The sequence below is a fragment of the Lacticaseibacillus thailandensis DSM 22698 = JCM 13996 genome, from assembly GCF_001436135.1.
Taxonomy (GTDB): domain Bacteria; phylum Bacillota; class Bacilli; order Lactobacillales; family Lactobacillaceae; genus Lacticaseibacillus; species Lacticaseibacillus thailandensis.
The window spans coordinates 92,691-106,810 of record NZ_AYZK01000004.1 but is presented as its reverse complement, the minus strand read 5'-3'; the positions used below and the strand labels follow the sequence as shown (position 1 = coordinate 106,810).

Sequence of the window (14,120 nt, the reverse complement as noted above, 5' to 3'; positions counted from 1 at the left end):
ACAATGCCAAGCACCACACTTTTAACTGGGGTCGTCACAGACTGCTACCGTTCGACCCGGGTAGCGCGCCGGGCCGGTAACGCCTGCAGTACGGTCGTCAACAGGATCAGCAGGCCGCCAATAATCTCCGCGCCCGCGAGCCGGGTGCCCAGCAGCAGGACCGTCGTCACCGTGGCGGTTAGCGGCTCAAAGGCGCTCAGCATCCCCGTCGTGCTGGCGGGAATGTACGCCAAACTGTTCAGATAAAGCAGGTAGGCAAACAACGTCCCGAACAAGATGATGAAGGCAATGGCGGCCAAGCCGGCCATCCCCAAATGTGGCGCTGCGGTCGTACCAAGTACCGGCCAGAGGGGCACGCCGCCCAGTAACATGGCCCAGCCGACCACCTGCGTTTCGTCGTACTTACGCAGGAGCGGCCGCGGTAACAGCGTGTAGCTGGCCTGGCTGACCCCGGCGAGGACGCCCCACACCACGGCGGCCGGCGCCAACGCCAGTGACGTCAACCGGCCCTGCGTCACCAGCAGGTAGGTGCCGACCAACGCGACGACGATGGAAACCACGTCGATACGCCGCGGCCACTGCCGGCTGGCCAGCGCCAGGTAGATAATGATAAACAGTGGGCCGAGGAATTGGAGCACGGTGGCGGTGGCGGCGTTACCGTAACTAACGGCAAGAAAGTACGTCAGTTGGGACGGCATCATGCCCATGATGGCAAAAATAATTAGCAAAACGGCATCGCGCCGGTTGTGCCAGATACGGAACACGTCGCGGCCACCACGCAGGCCGGCAAATAGCAGTAGCAGCACGCCCGCGCCCAGCAACCGCACCGCGACCAGCCAGAGCGGTTGGACGTGTAAAGCCGTAAACAGGTACTGGGCGACGGCGCCCGAGAAGCCCCAAAACATCGTCCCGATAATGACATTAGCAAAGCCTTTGCCGCGCTGTCCTACCGTTTCTGCCATTTTTTCTACCCACTTTTCCGACGGCTACAACGTCGTCATGTAATTAGTCTCTAGTATACAAGAAAGTGGGCGCCACTGACGGCGGTTGGCGCGGTAAAATTGCAATTTTGTTGGTCCAATCGCGCCGTCATCCCCTAGATAAAGTCGCCCACAGAATCGACACGTTGCCCTCGTTCAGGTCGACGTGGTCGAGGTACGCCGTCTGGTTGTACACGTCCAGGGCAAAGCCGCCCTGGTAGGCGGTCACGATGGAGGTGGAGAGATTTTTCAATCCCAGCAGGTGCTCATTGCCCGCCAGCTCCTTGATTCCGAGCTGGTTGATCCCGCCGTGACCGAAGATCAGGTGGTGCCAATCTAGAGACAGTGGTGGGACTACAACATCATCCACTATACCCAGATTTACGTTCCACTATGAACACATTACCCAAAATTTGATGCGCGCGGATGGGCAATCAAGACGATTGGGTTTCAGCGCAATAACCAGGACACAAAATCAACAGCCAGAATAATCACGGTTGCTTATGGTGGGATTAGCGGTAACATATACAGGTATGACTTTTTTCAGAAAGAGGCTAACTATCGTGTCCAAACGCAACGTGCTCATCGTTACCATCGCCCTACTCCTATCCAACGCCATGAGTGGCCTGGATTCTACCATTATTAACACCGCCCTTCCGTCGATCATCGCGGATCTGCACGGGATCGAGCTCATGGGCTGGATCGTCGCCATCTTCTTGTTGGGGACTGCCGTCAGCACGCTCGTTTGGAGTAAGCTCGGTGAACATATCGGCAATAAACGCAGCTACCAGCTGTCCGCGCTCTTCTTTGTGGTCGGCTCGTTTCTGCAAGGACTGTCCCCCAACATCATCTTTCTCATCGTTACCCGCGCCATCGCCGGCCTGGGTAACGGGGGGATGATCTCCCTGCCCTACATCATTTACGCCGAGCTGTACAAACAGCCGCGCAAACGGATGCAGGTCCTCGGCTTTGTGTCAGCCAGTTACAGCATGGCCACCATCGTCGGCCCGCTGGTTGGTGGCTACATCGTCGACGCCTTCAGCTGGCACTGGGTCTTCTACATCAACGTCCCGATTGGCCTGCTGTCGGCACTGCTGGTACAGGTGTTCTACAAATTGCCCAAGCCCAAAGCCAAGCCGCACGTACAGCTGGACTACCTGGGTGGTAGCCTTATGGCCCTGGGCATCATTGCCATGCTCGGAGGCATCGAAATGATCGGCGTCACCAGCTGGTGGCTAGTCGCCGTGGTCTGGGTCATCGCCGTGGCCGCCATTGCCACCCTGGTCCGCGTGGAAAACCGCGCCGCCGACCCGATCATTCCGAACCGCCTGTTCCGCAACCGCGCCCTGGTCACCGACTTTGCCCTCTTCACCATCATCTGGGGTGCGTTCATGGCCTTCCTGACCTACAGCCCGATGTGGGCTCAGGGGATCATCGGCACCAGCGCCCTGATTGGGGGTGCCACGCAAATTCCGAGTTCGTTCACCGACTTTTTTGGCTCCGAGTCCGTCGCACCCCTGCGGCGTTACTTGTCACCCCACCGCGTGATTGGCCTGGGCATCATCACCCTCACGTTGGCGTTTGTGCTGATGGTGCTGATGGGCGTCCACGCCCCGTACTGGCTGATTCTGGTCGCCGGGGCCTTTGAAGGCTTTGGCAACGGGGCTTGCTTCAATGAGCTCCAAGTCAAGGTCCAACAAGACGCTGAGCGCCAGGACGTACCGGCCGCGACCTCGTTTAGCTACCTGATCCGGATGCTCAGCCAAACGTTCACCGCCGCCATCTACGGAATCATTATGAACGCCGCCTTGCGGGCCGGTGTAGTCCACTCTGGCGGCTGCATCACCATGGCGATGCTTAACAAGCTTAGTGACGCTGCCAGCGTCGGCAGCTTGCCCCAGCACCTGTTGCCGGCGATGCGCATCATCCTCCACCACGGGCTGCACAACATCATGATTGTCGCCCTAGTCCTGATGCTGGTATCACTCGTCATTAACGTGTTCGCGGAACACCGCGAACGCCACCAGGCCGCCATCCACATTTAAGCAGCCGCCTTACCGATAATCAGTCAACACAGCAGTTGTTCCGCCGTCACGGCCGACAACTGCTTTTTTGTACCTTCACGATGTGCACCGGGCCACCACCTACACAACACCACCGTTTATCCCCGCAACACGACAACATAATTCCCACATTTGGCCGGTTGTGTTCAAAGTTGCACAAGTAGTCAAGCCCGCAGCAATGGCTTTTCTATGCAAGAATGAGAATAAACCCATGAATTTTTCACCATATTGAAGTCGCTTTCACGCCGAAATAAGCGGTCGTCCCCGTATACTGAAATTAAAGCAATGTGGCCGCACGCCACCGTACATTATCAGCGTTCGCAGAAAGGATGGGTGATTACCATGGCGGATAAACAAAAGCAATTGCGTTGGTTCAACGTCGCCCTCATCGCCTTTGTGGCCGTTTGGGGCTTCGGCAACGTCATTAACAACTACGCCCAGCAAGGATTATCAGTCGTTGTTTCCTGGATCCTCATTATGCTGCTCTACTTTGTCCCGTACGCCCTGATCGTCGGCCAACTCGGGTCGGCCTTCAAGGATGAAAACGGTGGGGTGTCCTCGTGGATCAAACGGACCTCGACCAAACGTCTGGCCTACTACGCCGCCTGGACTTACTGGGTCGTCCACGTCCCGTACTTAGCCCAAAAGCCGCAGGGAATTCTCATCTCCCTCTCCTGGCTCTTCCGGGGGAACGGTTCGTTCGTCAACACCGTCAGTTCCATGACGGTCGCCCTGATTTGCCTGGCCCTCTTCCTGGCCTTTCTATGGCTGTCCGCCCGCGGTTTGACCACGTTGAACCGCATCGGCTCGGTCGCCGGCATGGCGATGTTCATCATGTCGATTTTGTTCATCATTCTGGCGGTATCCGCGCCGTTCATGACCTCCGGGGCGCACATCGCCACCCCACGCATGGACCAGTTGAGCACGTACTTGCCCAAGTTCAACTTTAACTACTTCACTACCATCTCGATGCTGGTGTTCGCGGTCGGCGGGGCCGAAAAGATTTCCCCGTACGTGAACAACACCAAGCACGCCTCACGGGAATTTCCGCTGGGAATGCTGGTACTCGCCGGGATGGTGGCCATCTGTGCCATTCTCGGTTCGTTCGGGATGGGGATGCTGTTCAATTCCAACCACATTCCGCAAGACCTGATGGCTAACGGTGCTTACCAAGCGTTTGCCAAACTGGGTGGGTACTACCACGTTGGTAACATCTTCGTGATTCTCTACGCCCTCGCCCAGGCCATGGCGCAGATCTCCGCGCTGGCCTTCTCCATCGACGCACCGCTAAAGATCATGTTGGGTGATGCCGATCCTGAATTCATCCCCCGCAAGCTGGCAAAACTCAACCAGCGCGGCACCCCGATCAACGGTTACTACTTGACCGGGATTCTCGTTAGTATCATCATCGTGCTGCCCGCCTTCAACATGGGCAACATGAACCAACTGTATAACTGGTTGCTGAACCTGAACTCGGTGGTCATGCCACTGCGGTACCTGTGGGTATTCCTGGCCTTCATCTTTCTGAGCCACCACCTCGAACGGTACCAGTCGGATTACATGTTCATTAAGCATAAGACGACCGGCATGATCGTCGGTGGCTGGTGCTTCTTCTTCACCGCCTTTGCCTGCATCATGGGCATGGTACCGAAGATCAGCATGAGCGCCGACCCCGGCCAGTGGTGGTTCCAGCTGGCCCTGAACATCGCGACCCCACTGGTTCTGCTCGCGTTGGGCCTGATCCTGCCACTGATTGCCCGCCGGCACCAGCACGACCTCACGCAGGGGTAGTCACCATGACGTAACTGCCAATGAACCCAGACGCCCCGCCAACCATCACGGTCAGCGGGGCGTCTTTAGTGGGTCTACGCTTTCTATTGTGGTTTGCTATCAACACAGACAGTGTCAACCCGTTAATCATGCTCAGAGCCGAAGTTAAATAGCATCAAAATAGAGGCACCTGAGCGCAAACTCAGGTCCCTCTTACTTAAACGATCATGTCAGCTTACCCCACCGACCCGGCCATCGACATGCCAATCAGCCGGTTGAGCTCGACGGCGTATTCCATCGGCAACTCCTTGGCGAACGGTTCGACGAAACCCATGATGATCATCTCGGTCGCCTTCTGCTCGGTCAACCCGCGACTCATCAGGTAGTACAGCTGTGCCTCGGAAACCTTGCTGACTTTGGCCTCGTGCTCCATCGTCACGTCACTGGTGTGGATCTCGTTGATGGGGATGGTGTTGCTGCGGCTTTGCTCGTCCATCAAGATAGTGTCGCACTCAACGTGGGCAAAGGCGCCGCGTGCGTGCGGCCCAAAGCGGATGGTCCCGCGGTAATCGGTCGCACCGCCATCCTTGGCAATCGACTTGCTGATGATTGAGCTACTGGTGTTCGGCGCGTTGTGGATCATCCGCGCGCCGGAATCCAGTACCACCCCGTGGCCGGCGACCGCAATCGACAGCATCGTCCCCCGGGCGCCCTCACCGTTCAGATACACGGAGGGGTACTTCATTGTCACTTTGCTACCCAGGTTACCGTCGACCCACTCCATCGTCGCGCCAGCGGCGGCCGACGCGCGCTTAGTCTCCAGACTGTACACGTTGTTGCTCCAATTCTGGATGGTGGTGTAGCGGGCGTACGCGTCGTGCTTGACGAACACCTCGACCACGGCCGCGTGCAGACTATCACTCGAGTACGTGGGCGCGGTGCACCCCTCAACGTAATTCACGTGAGCACCAGGTTCAACGATGATCAACGTCCGCTCAAACTGGCCCATGTTTTCCGCGTTAATGCGGAAGAACGCCTGCAACGGGGTGTCGAGGTAGACCCCCGCCGGCACGTACAGGAAGGTACCCCCAGACCAAACAGCTGCGTTCAGGGCCGCGTACTTGTTGTCGTTCGGCGGCACCAACGTACCAAAGTATTGGTGCACGAGGTCCTCATGCTCGCGCAACGCCTGGTCCATCGAGGTAAACACGATGCCGAGGCGGTCGATCTCGTCTTTGAGGTGACCATAAACCACCTCGGACTCATACTGGGCGCTGGCCCCGGCCAGGTACTTGCGCTCAGCCTGGGGCACGCCCATCTGTTCAAAGGCGTCCTTGATGGCCGCGGGCACGTCCGCCCAGTCGCGTACCGGACGGTCGGTCGATTTCTCGTAGTAACGCATCCGGTCGAGGTCCAACCCCGACAGGTCAGGGCCAAAGCCCGGCTGTGCCATACGTTCATAAATATGGAAGGCGCGTAACCGCTGCGCCAACATCCACGCCGGTTCGTCCTTGGCGCGGGAAATCGCCCGCACAATGTCTTCCGTCAGCCCGCGGCCGGTCGAAAACAGCGGTGGGGTGTCTTCCACCTTAGTGGCCGTGGCGTCCTCATCGAGGAAGTTGACCTGGGCCGCCACCTGCTCGTTATTCTTGGTGTTCTTCGTCCGTGGCATCCTTGTCATCCCCCTTTGCTCCTGGTAATTGCCGTAACGCCGCATCCAGCGTCGTCCACGCTAACAGTGCACACTTGACCCGCGCCGGAAAGTCATGGACGCTCGCCAACGCCGCCGCATCGCCCAGCGACCGTGGTGCCGGTTGCCCGTCAACCACCATCGCTTGAAACGCCGCACTGAGCTGGTGCACCGTAGTCAATGGCGCGTCTGCGACCACCGTGGTCATCATGCTGGCACTAGCCCGGCTGATCGTACACCCGGCGGCCTGGGCGCTGATGCCGGTCACGCGCTGGCCGTCGGTGGTCAGCGCCAACGTGAGCGTGTCGCCGCAAGTCGGATTCTTGGCGGCCACCGTTGCCTGCGGGTGCGCCAATGCCACCGCGTGCCGTGGGTGGGCGGCGGCGTCCAACAGCACCTGCCGGTATAATTGTTGCAACCTACTTAGTCCCATCGAAAAACTCCTTTGCTGCCTGCACGCCGGCAATCAGCGCGGCCACGTCACCGTAACCGTTGTACACCCCAAAACTAGCGCGGGCGGTCCCGGTGATACCCAACGTCGCCATTAACGGCGCGGCGCAGTGGTGGCCAGCCCGCACTGCCACATCCTGTTCGTCCAGGAAGGTCGCCAGGTCGTGCGGGTGCACCCCGTCGAGGTTAAAACTGACGCAACCGTGGTTGGCGCGGTCGCCGTACAGGTGGACCCCATCAATCGCGTTAAGGTGCGTCCACGCCGCATCCCCAAGGGCGTCGACCCAGTCGTGCTTGGCCTCCGCGTCGGTGGTAATAAAGTCCAGCGCCGCGCCCAGACCGATGACGCCGACCGCGTTCTGACTGCCAGCTTCAAAGCGCGTCGGCGGGTCGGCCCACGTTGCCGTAGTCGGGGTGACCGTATCGATCATGCCGCCGCCGAGGTTGACCGGTGCCATCTGGACCAGGTAGTCCGCCCGACCATAGAGAATGCCAATGCCACTAGGGCCGTAAACTTTGTGGCCGGAGCAGGCGTAAAAGTCGCACCCCAACGCCTGCACGTCGACGTCCAGGTGGGCGGCGCCCTGCGCACCGTCCAGCACCAAGACGCCCCCGACCGCGTGAATTGCCGCCGCCAATTCGGCGGTGTCCGTCAGCGCGGCGCCGGTCACGTTGCTCATCTGACTAAGCGCGACGACGCGCGTGCGCGCATCAATATGTGCTAACACCCACGCCTGGTTGATTGCACCGGCCGCAGTCAGCGGGGCTACCTGGACCGTAGCACCAGTACGCTGGGCCAACGCCCGCCACGGCAGCACGTTACTGTGGTGTTCCAGTGCGCTGACGATGATGTTGTCGCCAGCGTGGACGGCGTGCGCCCCCCAACTTTGCGCCACCAGGTTTAAGCCGGCGGTCGCACCACTGGTAAAGACCACCTCGTCCGGCCGGGCCGCGTGCAACCAGCGGGCCACCTGCGCCCGGACGTCCTCAAAGCGGGTCGTCGCCGCGTAGGCCGTGCGGTACAGGCCGCGATGGAGCGGCGCATTTTCTTGCTCCATGTAGGTGGTCATCGCCGTCACCACGCTCTGCGGGTACTGGCTAGTGGCCCCGGCATCCAGGTAGTGGAGCTCCGGGTGTGCCGCGCAAAACGGGAACGCGCCCACCCACGGACTGGCTAACGCCGGTAAACTTGTCTGACTTTCAACCATTTAATTGCACCTCGATCAGTTGCTGAATCTCATCGCGCAGGGCCTTACTCATCGAGTCAGGTAGTAGCGCCAACAAAAAGCCACGAAGCACCAACCGCAGCGCTACCGGTCGGGCAACACCCCGGCTAAGGAAGTACCACAGCTGGTGCTCATCCACCGCCGCGACGGACGCGGCGTGGCCGGCCGTGACGTCATTTTCGTCAATCAGCAACAGCGGGTTAGCTTCCCCCAGTGCGTGGGGTGACAGCATCAGTACCCGGTTCTCTTGCTGGGCGTCACTCCCGCGGGCGCCCAACAGGATGTGCCCGATACCGTTCAAAATCAGTTGCGCGTGGTCGGTGATCACCCCGTGCTGGTTGATCAACCCCTGCGTGTTCGTGGCCGCGTTAGTGACCGCGGTCGTGGCCGTCAGCCGGGCATGACCACCGGCCAACACGGCCATGTTGGCCTGGGCCTGCGCACCATCCCCGACCAGGTCAACAGCGTGGTACAGGATGCCGGCGTGGTGCCCAAAACTGGCCGACCGCCATGTCAGTTGGCTGTTGGCCCCACAGGTAACGCGTCGTTCTATGACCACCGCGGTGTCGCCGTACAAGTCGTACGTCTGGTAGTCCACCTGCGCGTCCGCGGCCAACGTTAGGCTAACCAACAACCGCGTTTGGCCACTCGCCTGCCCGCGCCAGGTTTCGGCGATATGGACCGTAGCGCCGGCGCCCACCTGGAGGTTGATCACCCCGCCTTGGGTTGCCGACCCGGTAATAGTGACCCGGCCATGCACGGTGTGGGCGGGCACGGTCACCGTCAGGCTCGGTCCGGCTTGGATCAGCTGCGCTGCCAAGCGGTCGTGCGGTGTCGGAGCCGTTCCGGCCGCCGCAACCTGGATGCCAGCTGTCACCGTGACGTGCGGCTGACCCGTCGCGGGCGCTGGCGCGGGCCGCAACGCGCGTTCCCAGTTGAACTTAGGCACCGCGGGCCAGAACGCCACCCCACGGGCTTGCCCCTCGCGCCTAGCCATTGTCCGCCTCCGACAACTGCTCGTAGCCGGTGTGTTCCAGGCTCTTGGCTAGCTCCGGGCCACCACTTTCGATAATGCGGCCGTCCTTCATCACGTGCACCACGTCGGGCACGATGTAGTTCAGCAGCCGCTGGTAGTGGGTGATGATCAGGCTGGCAAAGTTGGCGCTACGCATGCTGTTGACGCCGGCGGCCACGATCCGCAGGGCGTCAATGTCGAGCCCGGAATCGATCTCATCCAGGATTGCCAACGCCGGTTTGATCATCAGCAGTTGCAAAATCTCGTTCTTCTTCTTTTCCCCGCCTGAGAACCCGGCGTTGAGGTACCGGTCCGCCATATCCTCCGGCATCTTCAGTTTGGCCAGGTTGGCGTCTAGATCCTGTAAGAACTGGACGACGGGTACCTGGTCGTCATCCCCCCGCCGGCTGTTGACCGCCGCACGGATGAACTCAGCGTTGGTAATACCCGCGATGGCTGGCGGGTACTGCATCGCCAAAAACAGGCCGGCACGCGCCCGCTGGTCCACCGACCAGTCCAGGATGCTGGTGCCATCGAGGGTAATGTCGCCGGACCGCACCTCGTAGTTAGGATTGCCCATAATGGTTTCGGACAGCGTCGACTTCCCGGTCCCGTTTGGCCCCATGATGGCGTGCACCTCACCACTACGGATGGTCAGGTTCACGCCGCGTAAAATCTCTTTGTGCTCATCGTCACTATGTACCGCGACGTGTAGGTCGCGTACTGCCAAAGTTGTCATGTTCTATTTCTCCCCAATTTATGCGTCTGATTAGTGCAAAAAGTGACCCCGCCCACGACGGGGTCACTTGCTCACCGGTCTGCGCCGCTCTCTACACCCCTAGCGTCATCCGGGCCACCCGGCTCATTCGGTCCATTGTCCACGCCGGCGTCAGCCGGAACTGCACCCGCACCTGGGCGTCCGGGGCGACCAACGCAATGGCGTGCTGGACCATCTTGTCCAGGTAATCCGTCAGCGGGCAGCCGATCTGTGTCAGCAACATCTGCACTTCGTAGTCACCGTTGTCCGTACGCCGAACGTGGTACACCAACCCGAGGTTAAGCATGTCGACCATCAATTCCGGGTCGACGGCCTGCACCAACGCGTCGGTCAACGCGGCGTCCGTAGTGGCATCAATATTCTCGGTGGTGGCGTGATAATCTGCTAACTGCATGCCCACGCCTCCTTTACCGGACCAGCCGGGACCAGATCACGACTTTGCCCGACTTGAGGGACGCCGGCACGTCAATGATCCGCTGGTTGGCACTCCCGCGAAACTGCAGGGTCAGGTCCATCTGCGCCTGCAGGAAGCGGCCATCAACCAGAATGTCCAGCAGGCGCAACAACTCCAGTTTGTCCTCCGTCTCCTGCATCAGTTCGTCCCACTTGTAGCCAGTCCAACTCCAAATGTCCTTGGTGTGTCCAAACTCCTTGCGGATCCGCCGGCAAATCTTCAGGCAGACCTGCGTATTCAAAAACGGTTCGCCGCCCAGTAGCGTCAGCCCCTGCACGTACGGTTGGGCCAGGTCCTTCATGATCCGGTCTTCCAACTCTTGCGTGTAGGGCTTCCCGTACCGGAAGTTCTGCGCCGCCAGGTTATAACAGCCTGGGCAAGCAAACATGCAACCCGATACATATAGTGAGCACCGCACACCCTCACCGTCGACAAAGTTGAACGGCTTGTAGCTCGCCACGTACTGGTGCGACAAATCTGCGGCGCGCCACTCGCCCGGTTTGGGGTTCTTCGGCAACGTCCGTGTACTTCTTCTTGCTGGATCTCGTTTTGGCTCAGCCATTGGTACCCCCAATCACGTCGAGCCCGAAGCTCATGTGCTTCTTCCGGCTGACGATTTCCTTGTGCCGACCGTGGACCATGGGCCGCTGGTTCGGGTTGCCCAGGTAGCCACAGGTCCGCTTGACCACGTCACAGGTCTGCGGGTCGGTGTTGCCACACTGTGGACATTTAAATCCGCGCGCGGTCGGCTTAAATTCACCTTTGAACCCACACTTAAAGCACTGGTCGATCGGGGTATTCGTCCCCAAGTAACCGATACGATCGTACGCGTAGTCCCAAACCGCCTCGAGGGCCTTTGGGTTTTGCTTCAGGTTCGGGTACTCACAGTAGTGAATAAACCCACCCGAGCAGTACTTCGGGTAATCCTTCTCAAAGTCGATCTTCTCAAACGGCGTCGGGCTCTTGCGCACATCGTAATGGAAACTGTTCGTGTAGTATTCCTTATCGGTAATGTCCTTGATCCGGCCAAATTTACGGATGTCCGCCTGACAGAAGGTGTTGGTCAGGCTTTCCGCCGGGGTGGAGTAAACCGAGTAGTGGTAACCCTCGGCGGCCTCCCACTGCTTGCAGTGGTCGTAAAGGGCCTTGACCACGCTGATACTAAAGTTCTTGGCCTCCTGGTTGTGCTCCCATTCGGGGCCATAGAAGACGGTCCCCACTTCGTACAACCCAATGTAGCCCAGGCTGACCGTGGCGCGGCCGTTCTTAAACAGCTCGTCCACGTCGTCGTCTGGCCCTAGCCGCTTACCAAAGGCGCCGTTCATGTACAGCGTCGGGGCGTTCTTCGGCGTCGCCTGCTTGGCCCGCGCAATTTTGAACGCCAGGGCCTCGTGACAGACGTCCAGACGCGATTCCAACAGCGCCCAGAACTGGTCCTTGTTGCCACCAGATTCAAGCGCGATCCGCGGTAGGTTGACGGTCACCACGCCCAGGTTCATGCGCCCGGCGTTGACCTCCTTACCATTCTCGTCGTGCCAGCCCTGCAGGAAGCTCCGGCACCCCATTGGCGCCTTGAAGCTCCCGGTCAACTCGACGATCTTGTCGTACATCAGCACGTCGGGGTACATCCGCTTAGTCGCGCACTCCACGGCCAGCTCCTTGATGTCATAGTTCGGGTCGCTAGGCCGCAGGTTAGTACCGCGCCGCAGGGTGAACACCAGCTTCGGGAAGATGGCGGTCCGCCGCTCGGTGCCCAGGCCCTTGATGCGCACCTTCAGGATGGCACGCTGAATTTCGCGCTCGATCCAGCTGGTACCGAGGCCAAAGCCGACGGTCGTAAACGGCGTCTGCCCTTGAGAACTGTACAGCGTGTTGATCTGGTATTCCAAACTCTCCATGGCCTGGTAAATATCCGCTTTGGTCTTACTGCGGGCGAACTCCTCCTGCTTATGCGGATCGTCGATCCACTCCTTGGCTTCAGCCAGGTGCCGCTGGTAGTTCTTCAAGGCGTAAGGTGCCAGCACTTCGTCAGTTCGGTCACTGGAACAGCCACCATACTGACTGGAAGCCACGCTGGCGATGATCTGCGCCATCTGCAGAACAGCGGTCTGGATCGACTGCGGCGTACCCATCTTGGCGTTGCCAATCTGGAACCCGTCGCGCATCATACCAGCAAAGTCGATCAAGCAACAGTTAGTCATCGGGCTGTACGGCTGATAATCGAGGTCGTGCCAGTGGATGTCACCCTTCATGTGGGCTACGGCCACCGCTGGGGGCAGCATTTTCAACCCCTGCGCCCGGGCCACGGTCCCTGCCGTCAAATCACGCTGGGTGTTAAAGACCTCACTATCCTTGTTGGCATTCTCGTTGACGACGTTGCGGTCGCGACTTTGCAACCGGTTGAGCGCCGCGTCGAGGTCCTGAGCCTGCTGGCGCCGGGCGAGCTTGGCGCCCCGGTACTGGTGGTAAGCGTCGGCTGCTGCCGGGGCGTGCGTGGTGAGCGTCTCCTCGACGGCGGCCGCGATGGCGTTAGTGTCCGCTAACTGCCGGGCGCGGACCAATAAATCATCGCGTACGTCCTCGGCCAACTCGGTCTTACCGGCCGTCACGGCTGCGTCGACACTCGCTAACAACTTCACGTCACTGAACGGCTCCCGCACGCCGTTATGTTTATTGATCGTCACGGTATCCTGTTTATACGCTAACATGCCTACACCCTCCAAGATTCAAGATTGTTTATGTTCAATAATACACATGCTACGATATCACGTATATTATAGTCGCTTTGAGGCACTATATGTAGTAGTAATCGGGCTCATTTGGGGTAAGATGACACAATATCGTGTATGCTTACAAATACTTAGTTATGAAAACGCACGCCCGGCAAGCATTCAGCTTACTGGGCGTGCGCATTAGATAATTTGGGCATAAGCCGATGAAATTTTGGGCATACATCAGACCTGCAAAAATCCGTGGCGCTGCGATGACGTCACTTGAACAGGTGAAACGGCTTTTTGGTCAACTCCATGTCCACCGCCCGGTACATGTAACGGGCGGCAATGGCACGGTAAGGATGCCATTTACGGCACTTTTTCATCACCGCCTGCCGGTGCCAGTCATTGGTCTTGTAGACCCAACTGTACCCCTGCAAAAAGGCCACGTCCTCAAACGGCAACACGTCCGGCCGATCCAACACGAAGATCAGGTACATCTTCGCCGACCAGTTACCGATTCCGCGTACGCTGGTGAGATCGTGTAATACTTCGGTGTCACTCATGTCGGGGTACTGGTCAAAATCAATGGTATGGTTAACCACCGCGTCCGTCAACGCGCGGATGTAGCGCACCTTGGCCCGGGAGATGCCAATCGACAACAGTTGCGCATCGGTCAACTGGTGGATGGCCCCCGGCGTAACCGGACCCGCGACCAACGCGGCCAGGCGCCGGCTGAACACCGCCGCGACTTTGTTTGACAACATCTGGTTGATGATCTCCCGCACCATAAAGGCATATGGCGACGGGGCCAGCGTGTAGCTGATGGACCCCACCATCTGGATGACCTTAGCCAGGTGCTTATCCTTGGCACACAAGTACCGTACTGCTGGCGTGTCCGCTGTTAATGTATGCACTGCTGGCATGAACGTTCCCCCCTAAACTCGTCATCCCTAAAACACGAATAGCCGACGAGCATGCCC

Annotated in this window: 13 protein-coding genes; 2 read left to right on the top strand and 11 right to left on the bottom strand. The window is 59.2% G+C overall.

Annotated features, from left to right (window positions below; all coding sequences use genetic code 11):
* Positions 1–44: 44 nt before the first annotated feature.
* Together FD19_RS07165 and FD19_RS07160 are read right to left on the bottom strand one after the other, a co-directional pair.
* Complete coding sequence (locus tag FD19_RS07165) at positions 45–962, bottom strand: DMT family transporter (RefSeq protein WP_054750786.1); 918 nt, start codon at positions 960–962, stop codon at positions 45–47.
* Positions 963–1,089: 127 nt separating this feature from the next.
* Positions 1,090–1,350, bottom strand: a complete 261-nt coding sequence (locus FD19_RS07160) for a hypothetical protein (RefSeq protein ID WP_054750787.1) — start codon at positions 1,348–1,350, stop codon at positions 1,090–1,092.
* 193 nt (positions 1,351–1,543) lie between these two features.
* On the opposite strand from FD19_RS07160, the gene FD19_RS07155 reads away from it, so the two are divergent.
* Positions 1,544–3,025 carry an MFS transporter gene (locus FD19_RS07155; RefSeq protein ID WP_056969512.1) on the top strand — a complete coding sequence of 494 codons (1,482 nt, stop codon included), beginning with the start codon at positions 1,544–1,546 and terminating at the stop codon, positions 3,023–3,025.
* Positions 3,026–3,385: 360 nt separating this feature from the next.
* Entirely contained in the window at positions 3,386–4,834 is a 1,449-nt protein-coding gene (locus FD19_RS07150) for an amino acid permease (RefSeq protein WP_056969510.1), read from the top strand.
* Positions 4,835–5,048: 214 nt separating this feature from the next.
* On the opposite strand, the gene sufB is transcribed toward FD19_RS07150, so the two are convergent.
* The 9 genes from sufB to FD19_RS07105 all read right to left on the bottom strand — a co-directional run bounded on the left by sufB (position 5,049) and on the right by FD19_RS07105 (position 14,063).
* On the bottom strand, positions 5,049–6,485 hold the full coding sequence (gene sufB / locus FD19_RS07145; RefSeq protein WP_054750788.1) for a Fe-S cluster assembly protein SufB: 1,437 nt from the start codon (positions 6,483–6,485) through the stop codon (positions 5,049–5,051).
* Complete coding sequence (sufU, locus tag FD19_RS07140) at positions 6,457–6,936, bottom strand: Fe-S cluster assembly sulfur transfer protein SufU (RefSeq protein WP_056969508.1); 480 nt, start codon at positions 6,934–6,936, stop codon at positions 6,457–6,459. Before sufU ends, sufB begins: the two co-directional genes overlap by 29 nt.
* Positions 6,923–8,161 carry an aminotransferase class V-fold PLP-dependent enzyme gene (locus FD19_RS07135; protein ID WP_054750790.1) on the bottom strand — a complete coding sequence of 413 codons (1,239 nt, stop codon included), beginning with the start codon at positions 8,159–8,161 and terminating at the stop codon, positions 6,923–6,925. Before FD19_RS07135 ends, sufU begins: the two co-directional genes overlap by 14 nt.
* Positions 8,154–9,176: a SufD family Fe-S cluster assembly protein gene (locus FD19_RS07130; protein ID WP_056969506.1), complete on the bottom strand. Its 1,023-nt coding sequence runs from the start codon at positions 9,174–9,176 to the stop codon at positions 8,154–8,156. Before FD19_RS07130 ends, FD19_RS07135 begins: the two co-directional genes overlap by 8 nt.
* Complete coding sequence (gene sufC, locus FD19_RS07125; RefSeq protein ID WP_054750792.1) at positions 9,169–9,933, bottom strand: Fe-S cluster assembly ATPase SufC; 765 nt, start codon at positions 9,931–9,933, stop codon at positions 9,169–9,171. Before sufC ends, FD19_RS07130 begins: the two co-directional genes overlap by 8 nt.
* A gap of 91 nt (positions 9,934–10,024) precedes the next feature.
* Positions 10,025–10,366 carry a metal-sulfur cluster assembly factor gene (locus tag FD19_RS07120; RefSeq protein WP_056969504.1) on the bottom strand — a complete coding sequence of 114 codons (342 nt, stop codon included), beginning with the start codon at positions 10,364–10,366 and terminating at the stop codon, positions 10,025–10,027.
* 13 nt (positions 10,367–10,379) lie between these two features.
* On the bottom strand, positions 10,380–10,988 hold the full coding sequence (gene nrdG, locus FD19_RS07115; RefSeq protein WP_054750794.1) for an anaerobic ribonucleoside-triphosphate reductase activating protein: 609 nt from the start codon (positions 10,986–10,988) through the stop codon (positions 10,380–10,382).
* Positions 10,981–13,134, bottom strand: a complete 2,154-nt coding sequence (nrdD, locus tag FD19_RS07110; RefSeq protein ID WP_082619526.1) for an anaerobic ribonucleoside-triphosphate reductase — start codon at positions 13,132–13,134, stop codon at positions 10,981–10,983. Before nrdD ends, nrdG begins: the two co-directional genes overlap by 8 nt.
* 281 nt (positions 13,135–13,415) lie before the next feature.
* Positions 13,416–14,063: a DNA-3-methyladenine glycosylase family protein gene (locus tag FD19_RS07105; RefSeq protein ID WP_054750795.1), complete on the bottom strand. Its 648-nt coding sequence runs from the start codon at positions 14,061–14,063 to the stop codon at positions 13,416–13,418.
* Between the last annotated feature and the right edge of the window lie 57 nt (positions 14,064–14,120).

Coding starts and splice junctions, on each gene's coding strand:
- sufC (WP_054750792.1), bottom strand. CDS start 9,933: ATGACAACTTTGGCAGTACGCGACCTACACGTCGCGGTACATAGTGAC.
- FD19_RS07105 (WP_054750795.1), bottom strand. CDS start 14,063: ATGCCAGCAGTGCATACATTAACAGCGGACACGCCAGCAGTACGGTAC.
- FD19_RS07150 (WP_056969510.1), top strand. CDS start 3,386: ATGGCGGATAAACAAAAGCAATTGCGTTGGTTCAACGTCGCCCTCATC.
- FD19_RS07120 (WP_056969504.1), bottom strand. CDS start 10,366: ATGCAGTTAGCAGATTATCACGCCACCACCGAGAATATTGATGCCACT.
- sufB (WP_054750788.1), bottom strand. CDS start 6,485: ATGCCACGGACGAAGAACACCAAGAATAACGAGCAGGTGGCGGCCCAG.
- FD19_RS07165 (WP_054750786.1), bottom strand. CDS start 962: ATGGCAGAAACGGTAGGACAGCGCGGCAAAGGCTTTGCTAATGTCATT.
- sufU (WP_056969508.1), bottom strand. CDS start 6,936: ATGGGACTAAGTAGGTTGCAACAATTATACCGGCAGGTGCTGTTGGAC.
- nrdG (WP_054750794.1), bottom strand. CDS start 10,988: ATGGCTGAGCCAAAACGAGATCCAGCAAGAAGAAGTACACGGACGTTG.
- FD19_RS07135 (WP_054750790.1), bottom strand. CDS start 8,161: ATGGTTGAAAGTCAGACAAGTTTACCGGCGTTAGCCAGTCCGTGGGTG.
- FD19_RS07130 (WP_056969506.1), bottom strand. CDS start 9,176: ATGGCTAGGCGCGAGGGGCAAGCCCGTGGGGTGGCGTTCTGGCCCGCG.
- nrdD (WP_082619526.1), bottom strand. CDS start 13,134: ATGTTAGCGTATAAACAGGATACCGTGACGATCAATAAACATAACGGC.